Below are 16,798 nucleotides of genomic sequence, written 5' to 3'. Positions count from 1 at the left end.
GATGCCATAAGCAAGCGCGCCGGTGTAACAGCTTACCGAAAGCCATCATACCCCTTGCCACTTGCAACGGCTTTTCCTGTCATCTATTTTCCTGTTAACGGCTCCTACCAGCCACATTGCCGATCTTTATTCTGCTCGTCCAACCAAACTTTCAATGGCGCGAAATAATCGACAATAGCGCTGGCATCCAAGTTAGGCTGGCCGGTTAAAGCCTCCATCGCTTTTTGCCAAGGCTGGCTACTACCCATCGCCATCATCGCTTGCAGCTTCTCACCCGCCGCTTTGTTGTTATAAATCGAGCAACGATGTAATGGCCCCTCGAAGCCAGCGGTTTCACAGAGCGCACGATGAAACTGAAATTGCTGAATAAAAGCTAAGAAGTAACGCGTGTAAGGGGTATTACCGGGAATGTGGTACTTTGCACCTGGATCAAAGTCATTTTCAGAGCGCGCTACCGGCGCTGTGATGCCTTGATACTGCTCTCGCAACTGCCACCAGCCTTTGTTGTAATCTGCAGGCTTAATTTCGCCGTTAAATACCTGCCAACGCCACTTGTCCACCATTAAACCGAAGGGTAGGAAGGCAATTTTATCCAACGCCATTTGCATTAAATAACCCAAATCTTCTGAAACTGGCGGCTCCTTTTTTAACAGCCCTAAGCTGACCAAATAGGACGGGGTAATGGATAAAGCCACTGTGTCGCCAAGCGCCTCATGAAAACCATCGTTAGCACTCCCCTGAAACAAGAAGGGTTGCTGGTTGTAAGCGCGTTGGTAATAGTTGTGCCCCAATTCATGGTGAACGGTTTGAAAGTCTTCACCGTTTTTCTGGATACACATCTTAATGCGCAGATCATCTTTACTGTCTAAATTCCACGCACTGGCATGACAAACCACTTCGCGGTCGCGCGGCTTGGTAAATTGTGAACGCTGCCAAAAGGTTTCCGGCAACGGGGCAAAACCAAGGGACGAAAAGAAAGCTTCGGCAGTGCGCACCATACCCAGCTCATTCATTCCGCTCTGTTCAATTAACTGCGTGAGATCGTAACTTTTTTCGCTATTAGCAGGCTTAACCTTTTCGTACACATTGCCCCACGTTTGTGCCCACATGTTGCCCAGCATATGAGCCGGAATTTTTCCAGCTGCTGGCACAACCTCATCGCCATAGGTCTGATTCAACTGTGCGCGCACATGGCAGTGCAGAGCATCATATAAAGGCTTTACTTTATTCCACTGCGCATCCACATCGGCAGCGAATGCATCGGGCTCGGCATCGTAATTTGACCGCCAAAGTACTGATAAATTTTCGAAGCCTAAGTCTTTCGCGCCGGCATTAGCAATTTCCACTTGGCGCTCGTACAAAGGCCGCATTGGCGGTGATACACTGCGCCACCCGGCCCAAACTTCTTTCATCAAGGCAGGGTCTTTACCCTCTGCCAAAATATTACTCATCTCTATTAAATCAAAACACTCGCCCGAAGGACGGCAATATTTACCCTCCCCGTACATGCCCTGCATTTTCGAACCGATATCCGCTAACTCACCAGCTAAGGTTTCATCGTCTGGAGACGGGAAGCTCAAACCTAAACGCAGTGCATCAAGCTTGCGACGGGTATCGGCAGATAGTGTTACGCCATCCCAATGCTTCACCTGCTTGGCATATTTCACCACATTTAAGGTGTAGTCTTTCGACGCTTTAGCTTCGACAAACTGGCTATCAGAATTGATATAGGTTGAGGCCAACCAACTGGCATGGGAGGCAAATTCCGCCGTGCTGGCTAGATCTTTTTCAGCCTGAGCGAGCATTTTGTCGGCACTGGCTTGGTCATATACTGGTGCAGCCGATGCCTTCGCTTGAGCTTTGTCGTCCGACTGACAACCAATCATCACAGCCGCGGCAATCGATACAGCCAAATACGCTTTTTTATTTATTTTAATCATCATCTTTTCCTTAATCTTGCCATTCATCGGCATTTACGACTTCAGTTTCTTGCTTAGCACTTGCTATCCACTCTTGCATCGCTGGCAACTGCAAGACCTGCTGGACATAACGTTGCAGAGGTTCACTCACGGGTAACTGGTAGGTATGGATACGCATAGCGACCGGGGCAAAGTAAGCGTCGACAATACCGAGCTCGCCACCCAGCCAAGGGCCTCCGCTTGCATCAAGTAACATTGTCCACAATGACTCGAGTCGGTTTAAATCGCGCTCAACATTGCCACGCAGCGGCGCCTTGAAAGGTGTTTTACGACAATTCATCGGGTAGTGTTGGCGCAACGCCATAAAGCCCGAGTGCATTTCCATCACCGCAGAAATAGCCAAGCCTTGCACCACCGGATCTTTTGGCCAATTTGCGCTGTCGGGAAAGGTGCGATAAATATAGGCAATAATGGCAAAACTATCCCACACTCGCACCTTGCCATGACTTAAGGCCGGAACCTTGCCAGAGGGCGAATAAGTATAAATTTCCTGCTGAAATTGCACGGTATCCAGAGGTAACCGAACCTCATCGAAACTAATATCATTAATTTTCAGATACAGCCAAGCCCTAAGCGACCAGCTGGAGTAGTTTTTATTGCCGATGACTAATGTAAGCTCTGCCATTACGGCCTCCCTTGTTGTACGTAATTTTTATTGAAGTGAAACCAATCACTCCGCAATGGTTTGGTAAAGCTGAAAGCCGCAGCGTTGATAATTGGGTAGGGCGGCGGCGTGATCTAAGTCGCAGGTATGGACCCAAAGCCGTTGAGCCCCCATTTGCCAAGCCTGCTCAATAGCTGCGCTAAGTAAAGGGCCACCCAACTTTTGGCCTATTGCGTGAGGCAACAACCCAAAATAACGTATTTCAACCTCAGTGCCGACTAAGCTCAACTCGAAATAGCCCGCAGGCTTGTTTCGCCACCATAAGATGGTTGTTTCTATGCGCTCTAAGGGTGCTTCTGGCAACACCTCTGCATCGCCGAAGCCGTCTACATATGCCTGCCAGCGCTCTAGTGACCAGAGGGCTTTGTCACACCAGCCCCATGCGCCACCAACTGCCAAATACATCTGTTGATTGATCATAGCATCGGCATGGACCAACTTTTCAAGTTTGATATCGACGCAGCCAAACTGAACGCTTAGAGCAGGTTTAGGCGTCAGCATTTCAAGATAATAAGTCTTAATCTATGTTTACCCGTTCGTCTTGCGATGATGTAAGTAATAGACGATATCGCGCCTCTCACCCTCAATCTTCTTCGCTCAGCCACGGAGCGGGATTTATTTGCTAATCTAATAACACGCAGAAGGTATTTAGCCTATCCAGCGCAACAACATTTATAGGTTATCGTTACAATTGCACACCTTGCACGGGACGACGTTGACGATTCGCAAACAACAAGCACTTACACTTAATAGGTATCGACCATCATAACCTTTCCCTTCGATATGCCTTATAGAACAGAGCATGCGCTATGAAAGTCGTACTATCATTGCTGGTTTTTTACGTCGTTTTCCAGCACTACCCAGCTCAAGCACAGCAAGAGGCTAGGTTATGCATGGACAACTACCCACCATTTACTTATTTTATCGGAGATAAACCGGCTGGGGCGATGGTAGATGCCTTAGAAATCATTGCCGAAGAGATGCAATTCAAGCTCAAGTACACGCCCAACACCCCGTTTATCCGCTGCATGCGCATGGCGGAAGCCGGGCTGGTAGATTTTGTCGTTAGCTTGCTACGAACGCCTGAAAGACTGAACTACTTGGCTATGTTCCCGTATTCGACACCAGAGCCATCTCGTTTTATTGTACAAACTCAGATGTTAGGCAACCTAAAAGAAGAAAAAGATATTCTACCGTTGAGAGTCGGCTTGATTAAAGGGTTTTTGTATCCCAAGTTTTTTAGCGGCAATGATTTACACATTGAATCTTCATCCACCCCAGAAGCAGGCATCCGAAAACTAAGAGCCAATCAGATAGATGTCTTGGCCTTAAATGAGACTGTCGCATTACACATACTACAGCACGAAAAAAACAAACACGAAACACCAGAAAAACCTATTGCACTACTAGATTTCTTTATTTCATGGGAAGAGGATTCTAACGTTATAGGTTTGTCAAAAAAATCAAAACTAATTACTAGGGAAGAAGAGATAGCAGGAATTATTGAAACCATGAGAATCGATGGCACTTTTACAAAACTGATCGAACTACACAAAAAAAATCAATAAAAAAGCCCGGCCAGGCCGGGCAAGAGCACGATAAAATCTAAAACGCTATTTTCCCTGTTGCCATATCTTTATACATAACCCAATCCCCTAAAAAACTATAAAAAGGGTATTGAAAAGTAGCCGGCTTGTTCTTCTCAAAGAAAAAATGTCCAACCCAAGCCCAAGCGTAGCCCTGAACGATAGCAACGAGTAGCCACGAATAACTACCACTATAAATAGCCCATGCAATCAACATCAGCGCCAAGCTTGAGCCCACAAAATGTAGGCGCCGACAGGTAACATTGGCATGTTCAGCCAAGTAAAAAGGATAGAACTGGGTGAAACTGTCAAATTTTTTAGTCATTATTATTCCTCTTATACTGTCAATTAACGTCGCCACCAACACTCTCATTGATGAGTACTAGGCTAGCGCTTGATCTACGGCCTGGTCAAAAGCACGCCTACGTGCAAATAACACAAACGCCGCAGGCACAAATAAAAATGATAGCAGCGTAGTCAACACTGTACCGCCTGCGATAGCGATGGCAAAGGGTGGCCAGAAACCACCACCGGCCAAAATTAATGGCAAAAAGCCGCCTACGGTGGTGATTGTGGTAGATACAATATGTCTACCACAGCGCATCACACCGGCAACAATATCAGCCTCGTCACCGCGCACAGAATTAGCATCAGATTTAAGCTCAGCCAAAATAACAATGGCCGCATTTATCGCCAGCCCCATCAAACCTAGCAGACCGATGATCACCGTAAAACCAAAAGGATAGTTAAACAAGTACACGCATAATAAACCTAAGCCTATGGATTGAAAGGCCACCGCAAAGATAATCGCACTGAGCCGGAAAGAGTTAAAACTTAACACCACCACCAACACCAGCAGGGTCAAAATAAGACCCACCGAGCCCATGAGATCGTGCACTGCCTCATCGCGTTCAGCGCTTTCACCGCCAAAGGTTAATCGATAACCTGGCGGCAAGTGAAAACCTTGTGCATCGAGCTGGGTTTGTAACTGCGTTAATACCGTCGCCGGCAGGACACCGTCGCGAATGAATGCCTGTAAAGTATTTACCCGCTCGCCATCGCGACGTGTGATGGTGGCTTGAGCTGGCTCTACATCGAGACCAGCGACAGATGTTAAGGGTACAGCGCGATCATCGGCAACGACACCGGCCACAAATTGAAACTGCTGTAGTACATCTAAATCAACACGTTGCTGGGCTTGCAAACGGACCCGCACCGGCACTTGTGTTGTGCCCTCGATCAGCGAGCCACCCACTAAACCATCGAGCGCATTTTGCATTTGCTGTGACAAGTCCACCAGTTGCAACTGCGCCCGCTTGGCCACATCTTCATCGACATCTAACCAAAGTTTTGGCACCGCGGCGGCTAAAGAGGCGCGAGAATGAGTCACCGCCGGCACAGCAACCATGGCCGCACGTACTTCATCACCCTTGGCTTTAAGGACATCGAGGCTAGGGCCAAAGAGGCGCACTTCCACGGGCGCCTCGAACGGCGGCCCCTGTTCCAGTTTGCGCACCAGTATTTGTGCGCTCGGAAAGTGCTGATCCAATTGCTTCTGCAAATTGGGGATAAGTTTATTCGCTATCGAGAAATGTGCTGTTTTCACCATGGCCTGGGCGTAGTTAGCCGAACCATCGCGGCCAAACATTAAGTTGTAATAGAAAGCCGGTGCGGCACTACCGATAAACCAATGCGCCTCTTCAATCTCTGGTACTTCGGCCGTCAAATAATCAGAAATATTGGCAACCACCTGACGCGTCGCATCAATTGTCGCCTGCTCGGGCAAGTACACTTCAATATGAAACATATCGCGATCAGAGGCTGGAAAAAACTGTTCAGTTAGATGCCCTGCCGCAACAAAACCTAGCAGCGGCAAACTTGCCACGGCTACCAAGGTTGCCAAGGGCCTACGCATGGCAGCGGCGATCATCTTTTCAGCTTTTGCGCTAAATTTAGCGCCCGATATTCCGCATTCAAACCAACGCAAACTTTTCTGCTCTTGTGGCAGCCAACGCCCCGCTAAGCCCGCGATTAAGGTGTGTGAAATTATCCAAGAGCCGACCAATGAAAAGATCACCGATAATGCGATACCACCAACAAACTCCCCCGCCGGCCCTGGCATTAACACAATCGGCATAAACGCTAAAATTGTGGTTAACGTCGACCCCAACAAAGGCAACCAAAGGTGGCGCACCGAACGCAGAACTGCTTCTGTGCGGGCGTGTCCGGCTCGACGTTCGCGGGCAATGGAGTCCACCATCACAATCGCGTTGTCGACCATAATACCCAACGCGACAATCAAGCCTGTAACCGACATTTGGTGGATAGGCAGTCCGTAAAACTTCATCACTGCCAAAGTAAACATGGCCGTCAACGGTAGCGCCAAGGCAACGATGATGGCAGAGCGCCAACCCAAGGTAAAAAACAGCACCAACAGGATTAAAGTGAAGCCCAGGACTACGTTACCCATCAAGTCGCTCAATCGCGTCTCGGTATAACCGCGCTGATCAAACAAGGTTTGTAATTGAATATTGGCCGGCAATATCGCCTCAAAATCCTGTAGGCGCTGATCAACTTTTTCACTCCAGCGATCGATGCGTTGATCCGCCAACATCGACACTGATACCACCACCGCGCGCTCGCCGTGCACAATCGCAAGGCTATCCTGAGGCGTTTTCTCGGCGCGATAAACGTGCGCAATGTCGCCAACCACAAGGCTGCCGTAAGCTGGCGACTGCAGCGGTACTTGACGCACGCGTTCAACGCTGTCAATTTCACCACGTACTTCCACGGCGACAGACAAGTGACCTGCACTTAATTCACCCGCCGCGACTTTACTGTCGGCGCGACTAATAGCGTGGCCAATGTCGGCAGGCGTCAGCCCCAAACTGGCAACGCGGTGACTATCAATCGCAACTTGAATTTCTTCCTGCGCCGCACCAAATTTTTCAACCCGCCAAGAACCGGCCAAACCCCGCAATCGACTTTCCAGCTCTTGTGCATAGCGCGCCAAAATCGCCATATCGGGCTCGCCTTTTCCGTGCCACTGCAAAGCTAGGATGCGAGTGAAGGCGTGAGAGCGATTATCTAACATACGCGTTGGCAAAACGCCCTCGGGCATTTGCGTCTGCACCTCGTCGATGAGCGCTCGAGTGCGTGACCATAGACCGGGTACATCTTCGGGGGGAATAGTGCCTTTCAGCTCGATCATAAGTGTCGACAAACCCGCCTTGGAAACGGATGTCACCAACTCCAGCTCAGCCAATTCACGCACTTTGTTTTCAATTTTTTCGGTTACCAACACCTCGACACGCTCCGCGCTAGCGCCCGGAAAAGGCGTGAGAATGGTGGCGTGGCGTCCGGTGATGTATGGGTCTTCGGATAGTGGCAGTGAATTCACCGCCGCTAAACCACCCACAAGTAAAACCGCAATAACTAAAATAACTAGGCGCGGATTTTCAACAAATGCTCGCACCATTATGGCTGCCCCTCGGACACCACAGATGTAGCGCCCTCGGCATCGGCTTCAGGCGTCAGGTTCACACTCACTAATTGCCCTGGCACAACCCGGTGCACGCCATTAGCAACTATTAATTCGCCATCGGCCAACGCACCCGAAGCAAACATGCGATCACCCAGCATATGCTCAATTTGAATATCCCGCGCTTCGACGCGGTACACGCCATCGCTCTCCTTGACTAATACATAAACCGTCCAACGACCTCTAACACCGTCAGTAATGGCATCTGCAGCAATCCAAAACCCTGTTTTTTGCACCGACTCGGTCATCACCAGTTGGATTAAATCACCGTTAAAGGCCGAGGTATTTTGCGGCAGCAACAAACGTACATTAACGGTATTCGTCACTGGGCTTACATCAGAGCCCACGGTGATAATGCGCGCCTCAAAGATGTTACCGCGCAGCGACAAAGGCACCAACTGACCGGCAGTCAAATTCAATGCAAACGTTACCGGCACGCCAATAGCCGCCTCCATTGCGCCAGACTCCTGTAAACGCAACACCGGGCTGCCAGCATTAACCACCATGCCTTGATCGACAAATCGGCGCGCTACAACACCACTATAAGGCGCCTTGAGGTTAGCCTTGCGCAAGCGACTGTCGACGCTATCGAGATTGGCAGTTAAGGCATCTAAGCTCGCGGTTAAGGTTTTCTGCTCTGTTTCAAGTTCATCTAATCGCTGCTGAGAGGCGAACCCGCTCGCCTGTAACGACTGGTGCCGCTTAATATTGGCGGTATTTAATAATTGCCTCGCCTTGGTATCATCGAGTTGCGCAAGCAATTGCGCCCGCTCGGCCACCAACAACTCGGTGTCCAACTTCGCCAGCACTTGGCCCGCCTGTACTCGGTCACCATCGTTTACCAATAACTGCGAGACCCGACCCGCCAATTCGAAACCCACATCGGCATCTTGACTTGCGGCAACACGGCCAGCAAAACGTCGTTCGATGTTATAACTGGCCTGCTCCTGTAGCAGCTGTCCAGCCGCATGCAATCGATGCTTCTCCACTTCAGCCGCATTCGGTTGACGCAATAACGAAGACAGCCCAAGTGCGAATGCCAGTATTAACACCGGCGCGAACACCCAGTAGCGGCGTAAAAATCTTAGCCAACCGGGCGTTAAGCCGTTTGAATCATTAACCTGGAGCACGGAAAACCTCAATTATCGCTAGGGGTGAAAATGACTATCGCGCTTAAACGGCGAGCCCGCTTAACGCCAAAATAGACGCAAGAGTCTAGAATAGACAAAATAGACTGAGCCGTCTAGTTTGTTTTTAGACTATTTTTTCAGTTAGACTAGCGCGATGAACGACACGACAAAAAATAAAACCCGCGGCCGTAGCGAAGAGAAGCGTCAGCAGATTATTGACGCTGCGAGTCATCTATTCACCGAACAAGGCTTCCTCAGTACCAGCATGGACCAAGTGGCCGAAACGGCGGGTGTCTCTAAGCAAACGGTATACAGCCACTTTGGCACCAAGGATGACTTATTCAAGTTCTGTATCGAAAATCGCTGCATAGCAAGCGCCTTGAACGAAGCTATCTTTGTCGACAACCAGCCTGTGAAAACCGTACTGCTCGCCTTTGCCCATCATTTCCAAGAGTTGATACTCAGCCGCGAAGCCATCCAACTGTGTCGGCTCTGTGCCACTAACGCCGAGCTGCATCCAGAAATTTCAGACATGTTTTTCTCCGCAGGGCCCGCACAAGTAGAGTCCTGCCTGCAAAATTACCTCGCGCGACAACATCAACTGGGCACTATCCACTGTGAGAATATCGGGATAGCCACAGATCAATTGCTCTGCCTATTAAAAGGCAGCGCGCACTTTATGGCCTTGCTCGGCCTTCCCAACCAAGACCATCTCGACACGCTAGACCAATACTTGGAAAAATCTGTCGAAATGTTTTTACACTTCTATTAGAACCCGCAGTAGCGCTGTAAGCCGCAGTAAGACCTATTGCAAATTCTCTCGGCACCAAGGGTTAATTCGACCCTTGGTAACTAGCAAACACAACTTACCTTGCGCAAAAGCTGGAATTCTAGCCACAGCCGGACGCCTGCCACCTACGATGCCCCAAGTGATAAAATTATTGCGCCCTAATCGATAAAATCGATTAAAAGTTGCGCAAAAGCCGTTTATAATCCCGCCCGTTTTTTGTAGCCGTATTACAAACCGAGGCCCAACGTGAACTTAAACAACGCAAGCAAAGACCAATTACGCCAGTGGGAACAACAACTCAGCGCCGAATACGACGCTATCGTTGCTAAGAAGCTGAGCCTAGACCTCACACGCGGCAAGCCCTCCAGCGAACAGCTGAGCTTATCCGACGGACTCGACGGCATCCTGAAAGGAAACTACAAAAGTCTCGATGGCACCGATACCCGTAACTACGGCGGCTTAGATGGTCTAGCGGAAGCCCGTGAGCTGGGCGCACATATCTTTGGCGTAAAGCCGGCGGAAGTGCTGGCGCAGGGCAACTCCAGTCTAACCCTAATGTTTCAATGCTTGATCACCGCGGTTGAGTTTGGCTTCACCAGCACCGAAAGTGCTTGGTCTAAGGCTGAACGTATGAAGTTTCTCTGCCCGGTGCCCGGCTACGATCGCCACTTCACCCTGTGCGAACAGCTAAACATAGACATGATACCCGTCGCGATGACCGCCAACGGTCCGGACATGGACCAAGTTGAAGCCTTGGTGCAAGCCGATAGCAGTATTAAAGGTATGTGGTGCGTGCCTAAGTACTCGAACCCAACCGGCGTCATTTATAGTGACGAGGTAGTTGAACGGATTGCGAAATTGGGAAAAATCGCCGGTAATGGCTTCCGCGTCTTCTGGGACAACGCCTACGCGGTACATGATTTAGCGGCGGCTTTACCTCTTGCAAACATCATGGAGTTTTGCCGCGCCCACAGCACAGAAGACTCCGTATTGCAATTTGCATCCACGTCAAAGATTACCCATGCCGGCGCCGGCGTCGCCTTCGTGGCCATGAGCGAGGCCAACCTCAAAGGCTTTCGAAAATTCCTCAATGCACAAAGCATTGGCCCCGACAAAGTGAATCAATTACGCCACATGCGTTTGCTTCCCACAATTGATGCCCTAAACGCGCATATGCAGAAACACGCGCGCATTTTGCAGCCGCGTTTCGATGCTGTGTTAAAAGCCTTAGATGACGCATTTACCGGCACAGATTTAGGCACGTGGGAAAAGCCTGCAGGCGGCTATTTTGTGGCCTTCGACACCCGCCCCCATTGCGCCAAAGACGTTGTTCGTTTAGCCGCAGAAGCTGGCGTCAAACTAACCCCAGCCGGCGCCACCTTTCCCTACGGTAAAGACCCGCAAGACTGCAACATTCGCATAGCGCCATCGGTACCAAGCGTACAAGAAGTCGTCGGTGCCATGGAGGTGTTCGTCACCTGTGTAAAACTCGTGGCGGTGCGCCAACAACTCGCCTAATCATGTAGCCGCACGAAAAAAAAGAGGCCTAACGGCCTCTTTTTTTTACTTTAGTTTCGGTGGCTGATCTTTAAACCATGCAGCCGACTGCGTCAGCGATTCCATGGTGGAACCAACACTTGACGGTAAGTAGATCACATCCTCGTCTTCTTGCGGCCTAGAGCCAAAATACAACATAAAATAGCCGGCCACGCCCGACATCAAAGATCCAATTAAAACTGCGAGCCGGTCTGCACCTTTATACAAAGCTTCATCTTCAAAAGCCAAGGAGTCAACAAACAAACTCATGGTAAAACCAACCCCCGTCAATAACGCCACGCCATAGAGCGATGCCCAAGTAGCACCTTTAGGCATGCTCGCAATCTTTAGCTTAATGGCCAACCAACTCAAGCCAAACACGCCGAGTTGCTTACCAACAAACAGGCCAAAAATAATACCCATAGGTGCGCCAGCGGCTAATTGGCTCAGCGAGATAGTCCGCAAATCAATACCCGCATTACAAAAGGCGAAAAGCGGTAAGATGAAAAAACTGACCCAATAATGCAGATCGTGTTCCATTTTTTTGGACGGTGAAAACACCTCGCCTTTATCGTTGGTAGACTTAAGTGGAATCATAAACGCCAACGCAACACCGGCCAACGTGGCATGAACACCTGACTTCAGCACACTAACCCAGAGCACTACACCGACAATGACATAAGCACCGCGCCTAAAAACGCCCAAGCGATTCATCGCAAAGAGCGTCACTAGCGCAATACTAGCGACCCAAATCGATAAAGCAGAAAGTTCCACGGTATAAAACAGGGCAATAATAACAATAGCGCCCAAGTCATCAATAATAGCCAGCGCCATCAAAAATACTTTTAGTGATAGAGGCACACGATTGCCCAACAGGCTCAATATCCCCAATGCAAATGCGATATCCGTCGCCGTTGGAATAGCCCAGCCACGCATTGCCGTTTCATCGCCCCAGTTAAAAAAGCAATACACCAAAGCTGGCGCAAGCATGCCGCCGATAGCCGCAATACCTGGTAGCGTCATCTGCGATACGGAATTCAAATTGCCTTCAACCAGCTCTCGCTTTACCTCTAGACCAATCAAGAGGAAAAATATCGCCATCAAACCATCGTTAATCCACAGCAATAACGGCTTGGCTATTTCCAGTGCACCAAACTGAATGACTACAGGGGTGTGAAGAAAGCCATCATAAAAACCACTCATCCATGAATTTTTCATCAGTAGTGCCGCAAGAGTCACAGTGATCAGGACAATACCTGCCGATGTTTCCTTCGCTATAAATCGATGAAATGCGCTACTAAATGACATGACTACTCCAGAGTTGCTTTACCGTAAGAACATCTACCACCCAGTTTCGCGGTTAAATACCAAACACGCTTAAGATAGTATTCGTTCAAATATTAACATCCCAACCCGTGGCGCCAACGTTCGCACGGCCAAGGCTAGGTACTACCAATCTACGCTTCGGTGGCCGGTGGCATTTCTCCTTCTGCTTCGCGCTGCTTAGCTTCTTTCAATGCCCGCTCATCGGCTTCTTTCTGCAATCGAGCCGCCTCTTCTTTCGCTTCGCGCGCCGCTTTCTCTTCTGCGGTTTCGGGCGTCACCAAACTCACTATCTGCCAATCGGCCTTGGTTTTAAATTCATGGGAGATGGTATAAATAAAAATATGGCCATTAGGGTCTATAGCACATAACGGCAACGCCCTTGCACCGTAGGTCTCGTGATATTTTTCAAGGGTGAAAGCCTCCGATAGCTTGGTGGTTTTCATGGTCGCCCCCCTAGCCACTAAACTGGCCAAGCGCCCATAGGTTGCCGATTCCGAAAACAGCCCCAGCTTTTTAGCGTAAGACTCAGAGACCTGATGACTGGCTCGACTTTCCTGTTCGTTAGCGCTCAAACCTAACACTGAGCCTTTGCCCATGGCATGTTCAAAATGATAGGTCACCAAGGGGTTTAACTGCCGGTAGGGCGACATAACCAAAACCTGACCCATCGCGGATAAATCCATGGTACGGCGGGCATGCTCAGAAATAGGGTTGCCGTAATAGGTGGGAATATTATCCATGCGCGCCTGACGAATAGAATCCCAGTTGGTATCTGCGATGCGAACTGGAATATTTTTATTAATCAATTCCAAAGCCAGCATGCGCGAAAATTTACTACCACCGAAAATTAAAAAGCCATTGGGTGCGGGTGCCCGTACGCCGAGAAAATTAGCCACATGTACAGAGGTTAAACTTTGCAAGACGACTGTCGCAATGATCACCAAGAAAACCATCGGCACCAAAAGGTCGGCCTCTGCATAGCCCAAGGTTTCCAATTTTAACGCGAACAAGGCCGACACGGCGGCGGCAACAATCCCGCGCGGCGCAATCCAACTTAACAAGCCTAGCTCACGCCAATTTAAGCCTGTACCTACGGAAGAAATTAACACCGAAATAGGGCGAGCAATAAAAATAATAGCAAACAAGACTAAAATCGCGCCCCACCCTACTTGCATGATTGAGCCGAAGTCTAAACGTGCTGCCAGTAATATAAACAGAGCCGAGATGAGCAAAACACTAAGCGTTTCTTTAAATTCTAAGATGTCATCAACATCAACATCTTTCATGTTGGCTAGCCACATGCCCATCACGGTCACAGTTAAAAGCCCTGATTCATGTGCCAACATATTAGAGCCCGCAAAGGCACCTAACATCAGGGTCAGCACTGCGGTATTCTGCAAATAATGGGGCACCCAGTTTTTGCGCAATACCAACCCCATGCCATAGCCCATGAGCGCACCCAAGCCAAAGCCAACCCCTAACACCAAGCCGAAGGTTAACAAGGTATGAGTCCAAGCATCCTGCACAGCGATAATATATTCGTAAACAAGTACAGCGAGCAAAGCGCCGATGGGGTCAATAACAATACCCTCCCAGCGTAAAATGTTAGCCACTTTGGCACTCGGCCTTACCGAGCGCAGCATGGGAACAATCACCGTGGGCCCAGTTACTGTCACAATGGCGCCAAACAGGAACGCCATCTGCCAAGACATACCCAACGCGTAATGCGCCACGGGTGTTGCCACGGCCCAGGTAACAGCAGCGCCCACCGTACATAAGTTACGCACCATAGAGCCGTGGCCCGCTAAGTCCTCAAACTTCAGCGTCAACGCACCTTCAAATAAAATAATGGCAACGGACAAGGAAACCAACGGGAAAAGTAAGTCGCCGAAAAGTGCATCGGGGTCAAGCACACCAAAGGTTGGCCCGAGTAAAATACCGGTTACCAAGAGCGGAAGAATGGCCGGAATTTTTACTTTAAAAGCCAGATATTGGCAGGTAATCGACAATAGACCCACACCTACAAGCAACACCATCGGGTCAATATTCATCTATGCTTTCCTCGTTAATTTTCTATCGCAACGCATTTATCAGTAACGCTCAAAAACTGAAACCTTTCTTACGACAGCAAGGTAATTGTCGATCTTTGTAATCTCACCGTCGGCAACACACACAGTTTGCCATCGTCATCACTCAGCACGATACGCTGAGGATTTTTGTGCGTAATCGAACCCTCAGTAACTTGATCGAGTGCTACTACGCGAATTTTCTGTCCGACATTAAAGGGCACTAATTCTTCCGATATCGTACTCGGCAATTGATCTTGCGGTTTTTCGTTAAAACGCAAAACCGGCTTTTGCAAAATCAAATTATTTGGATAGGTAATAAGCTCGCCACGCGCATTGCGGATCAGCACATGGAATAAACTGATGTCTTCAATCAAACCCACCACATCGATATCTTTTTCTACCACTTGAACCCAATCCCCAACCCGGTAAGGAAAGCTAAAGAAGATAATCGAACTCGCCGTGATGTTGCTCAGAATCGACCACTGAGCAAAAAAAGCCACACCTACCACGGCGAAAACAGAGCTCAGCAGCACCTCAACATCGCTGAAATCTAAGCCAAATACACCTAGCACCAGTAAGCCATAGGCAACAAACAAAACGGTATTAAGCGAGCGCAACGCAAAAGCAACGCCCAATTCACCCACATTCTGCTTTATCGCCAGCTTGCGTAGACCGCGCTCAAATAAATAACGAAAAACTAAAAATGCTGCGGTGTAGAGCGACAGCATCACTAAGGTTAAAAACATACTTGGGTCGATTCCTTCAAACATCATGAGCTACCCTACTGCCAGCCAAACACCCACCAGCACCATCAAACTGCCGGCGATACGATTAAGCCATTTTGCGCCGCCCGCCCTGGCCAAAAAACGACTCAAATGCTTGCCGCCATTGGCGTAAAGCAATAGCGAGCAAAATTCTATCGTGACGATGATGACGAGCAGTGCACCAAGCTGAGACCACAAGGGTAGATCATCGCGCAAAAAGGGCGGCAAGAGTGTGACCATAAAGGCCCAACCTTTCGGATTACTCACCGCCGTGGTGAAACCCTGCAACACGAGAGCCAAGCGAGTTTGCGGCGTAGCACTCTGCTGGTTCAAATCAGGCGGTGGTGCGCGCCAGAGCTTCCAGCCCAACCACAATAAGTAGGCGCCGCCAACATAGCGCAGCACCGTAAAAAGGCTGGGGTAATTAAGCATGAGTGCGGCAACACCGAGCACAGCGGCAATAGCCACAAGGGCCACACCCGCGAGCTCGCCTGCCATCATCCACAGACTGCGCCTAACGCCAATGGCCATACCGAGGGTCAAGGCCAACGTCATGCACATGCCAGGGGAGATAGAAACCAGAAAAAATATGGGAACGAATAACGCTAAAAGACCGGTGTCCATTGGACCTAGTGGGTAGCTAAGGAACCGGCATTGTGGGCTAAGGCTTTCCCAGCTGTAAAGTAGAAAGAGCGAATTAATCGGTATTATTTTGACGTAAAAGCGCCCGCGATCGATGCAAATGTAAGCTGGCTCAAAGAGCCGAGCGCTGCACGGCAACAAAAAGCGACACAAGGCGGCAAAAAGCGAACAAGTGGGCTGCGATTCAACCTAAGGCACCCCAGCCTCAAGTAGCTAACTCATTGACTTTAATAGATATTAGCGCACAGGAATCAGCCAAGAGACCGCTCAAACGCGCCGCTATTGATCGCTGGCCGGCTTAGGGAAATTACCCGAAAAGGGAAATTGGGTCACTTTGTCGCCGGTTTTAATCTCCACCACCTTAGCAGAACCTTCTTTCTCCACTTCATCGATACGAATAATGCTGTGCATGGGAATATACGAGCGTTTTACTTTGGCAAATTCAGTTTTTAGCTTCTCTTCACCGGGATCTACCACAATGGCCGACTTCTCGCCGAAAACAAACTCTTCGACTTCGATGAAACCGTACATTTCACTTTGATAGATGGCGCGCGCGTAAACTTCATAAACCTGATTTTGGTTATAGAAGATTACTTTATAGGTAGGACTTAACGACATGACAAACACACTAAAAAGGAGACGGCGACAAACCTAAGATACACCATAAGTACCGGCCCTAAGGCCCTGTCACCTGAAAGGCGCGCAAGGATACCACAAATCCCAGCAATGCCAACTGGGCAAGGGCCTGCTGCCCCGCTATAATGCGCGGCC

Annotated in this window: 14 protein-coding genes; 3 read left to right on the top strand and 11 right to left on the bottom strand. The window is 49.4% G+C overall.

What is annotated here, in order from left to right; all coding sequences use genetic code 11:
* Positions 1 to 104: 104 nt before the first annotated feature.
* From ACGHTT_RS04610 to ACGHTT_RS04600, 3 genes are read right to left on the bottom strand one after another with little or no spacing between them, the layout of a single operon-like run.
* Positions 105 to 1,943, bottom strand: a complete 1,839-nt coding sequence (locus ACGHTT_RS04610; RefSeq protein WP_390593802.1) for a M2 family metallopeptidase — start codon at positions 1,941 to 1,943, stop codon at positions 105 to 107.
* 7 nt (positions 1,944 to 1,950) lie between these two features.
* A complete protein-coding gene (locus ACGHTT_RS04605) occupies positions 1,951 to 2,604 on the bottom strand; it encodes a glutathione S-transferase family protein (RefSeq protein ID WP_390593801.1) in 654 nt (217 codons plus the stop codon).
* Positions 2,605 to 2,649: 45 nt separating this feature from the next.
* Entirely contained in the window at positions 2,650 to 3,144 is a 495-nt protein-coding gene (locus ACGHTT_RS04600; RefSeq protein WP_390593800.1) for a GNAT family N-acetyltransferase, read from the bottom strand.
* A 308-nt stretch (positions 3,145 to 3,452) separates the two neighbouring features.
* Between ACGHTT_RS04600 and ACGHTT_RS04595 the strand changes: the two genes are divergently transcribed.
* Entirely contained in the window at positions 3,453 to 4,211 is a 759-nt protein-coding gene (locus tag ACGHTT_RS04595) for a substrate-binding periplasmic protein (protein ID WP_390593799.1), read from the top strand.
* A 37-nt stretch (positions 4,212 to 4,248) separates the two neighbouring features.
* Here the strand turns inward: ACGHTT_RS04595 and ACGHTT_RS04590 are convergent, their stop codons facing one another.
* The 3 genes from ACGHTT_RS04590 to ACGHTT_RS04580 are packed head-to-tail and all read right to left on the bottom strand — an operon-like array spanning position 4,249 to position 8,900.
* Positions 4,249 to 4,554 (bottom strand): Mpo1-like protein, encoded by a 306-nt coding sequence (locus tag ACGHTT_RS04590; protein ID WP_390593798.1) that lies wholly within the window; start codon positions 4,552 to 4,554, stop codon positions 4,249 to 4,251.
* A gap of 57 nt (positions 4,555 to 4,611) precedes the next feature.
* Positions 4,612 to 7,707, bottom strand: coding sequence for an efflux RND transporter permease subunit (locus ACGHTT_RS04585; RefSeq protein WP_390593797.1), 3,096 nt, complete (start codon positions 7,705 to 7,707; stop codon positions 4,612 to 4,614).
* Positions 7,707 to 8,900 carry an efflux RND transporter periplasmic adaptor subunit gene (locus ACGHTT_RS04580; RefSeq protein WP_390593795.1) on the bottom strand — a complete coding sequence of 398 codons (1,194 nt, stop codon included), beginning with the start codon at positions 8,898 to 8,900 and terminating at the stop codon, positions 7,707 to 7,709. Before ACGHTT_RS04580 ends, ACGHTT_RS04585 begins: the two co-directional genes overlap by 1 nt.
* A gap of 154 nt (positions 8,901 to 9,054) precedes the next feature.
* On the opposite strand from ACGHTT_RS04580, the gene ACGHTT_RS04575 reads away from it, so the two are divergent.
* Both ACGHTT_RS04575 and ACGHTT_RS04570 read left to right on the top strand, forming a co-directional pair.
* Positions 9,055 to 9,672, top strand: a complete 618-nt coding sequence (locus tag ACGHTT_RS04575; RefSeq protein ID WP_390593794.1) for a TetR/AcrR family transcriptional regulator — start codon at positions 9,055 to 9,057, stop codon at positions 9,670 to 9,672.
* 264 nt (positions 9,673 to 9,936) lie between these two features.
* Positions 9,937 to 11,208, top strand: a complete 1,272-nt coding sequence (locus ACGHTT_RS04570) for an aminotransferase class I/II-fold pyridoxal phosphate-dependent enzyme (RefSeq protein WP_390593793.1) — start codon at positions 9,937 to 9,939, stop codon at positions 11,206 to 11,208.
* 45 nt (positions 11,209 to 11,253) lie between these two features.
* Here the strand turns inward: ACGHTT_RS04570 and nhaA are convergent, their stop codons facing one another.
* The 5 genes from nhaA to ACGHTT_RS04545 form a co-directional block, all read right to left on the bottom strand.
* The gene (nhaA, locus tag ACGHTT_RS04565) at positions 11,254 to 12,534 is read right to left on the bottom strand and encodes a Na+/H+ antiporter NhaA (RefSeq protein ID WP_390593791.1); all 1,281 of its coding nucleotides are present in this window, start codon (positions 12,532 to 12,534) and stop codon (positions 11,254 to 11,256) included.
* Positions 12,535 to 12,683: 149 nt separating this feature from the next.
* Positions 12,684 to 14,603: a cation:proton antiporter gene (locus tag ACGHTT_RS04560; protein WP_390593790.1), complete on the bottom strand. Its 1,920-nt coding sequence runs from the start codon at positions 14,601 to 14,603 to the stop codon at positions 12,684 to 12,686.
* A 68-nt stretch (positions 14,604 to 14,671) separates the two neighbouring features.
* On the bottom strand, positions 14,672 to 15,394 hold the full coding sequence (locus tag ACGHTT_RS04555; protein ID WP_390593789.1) for a mechanosensitive ion channel domain-containing protein: 723 nt from the start codon (positions 15,392 to 15,394) through the stop codon (positions 14,672 to 14,674).
* 3 nt (positions 15,395 to 15,397) lie between these two features.
* Positions 15,398 to 16,009, bottom strand: coding sequence for a LysE family translocator (locus ACGHTT_RS04550; protein ID WP_390593788.1), 612 nt, complete (start codon positions 16,007 to 16,009; stop codon positions 15,398 to 15,400).
* Between the two features lie 297 nt (positions 16,010 to 16,306).
* Positions 16,307 to 16,645 carry a DUF1820 family protein gene (locus ACGHTT_RS04545; protein ID WP_290261405.1) on the bottom strand — a complete coding sequence of 113 codons (339 nt, stop codon included), beginning with the start codon at positions 16,643 to 16,645 and terminating at the stop codon, positions 16,307 to 16,309.
* Between the last annotated feature and the right edge of the window lie 153 nt (positions 16,646 to 16,798).

Origin of the sequence: Simiduia litorea, from assembly GCF_042853465.1 — a bacterium.
Lineage (GTDB): Bacteria > Pseudomonadota > Gammaproteobacteria > Pseudomonadales > Cellvibrionaceae > Simiduia > Simiduia litorea.
The sequence above is the reverse complement of the archived record's forward strand: the minus strand, read 5'-3'. Positions and strand labels throughout refer to the sequence as shown.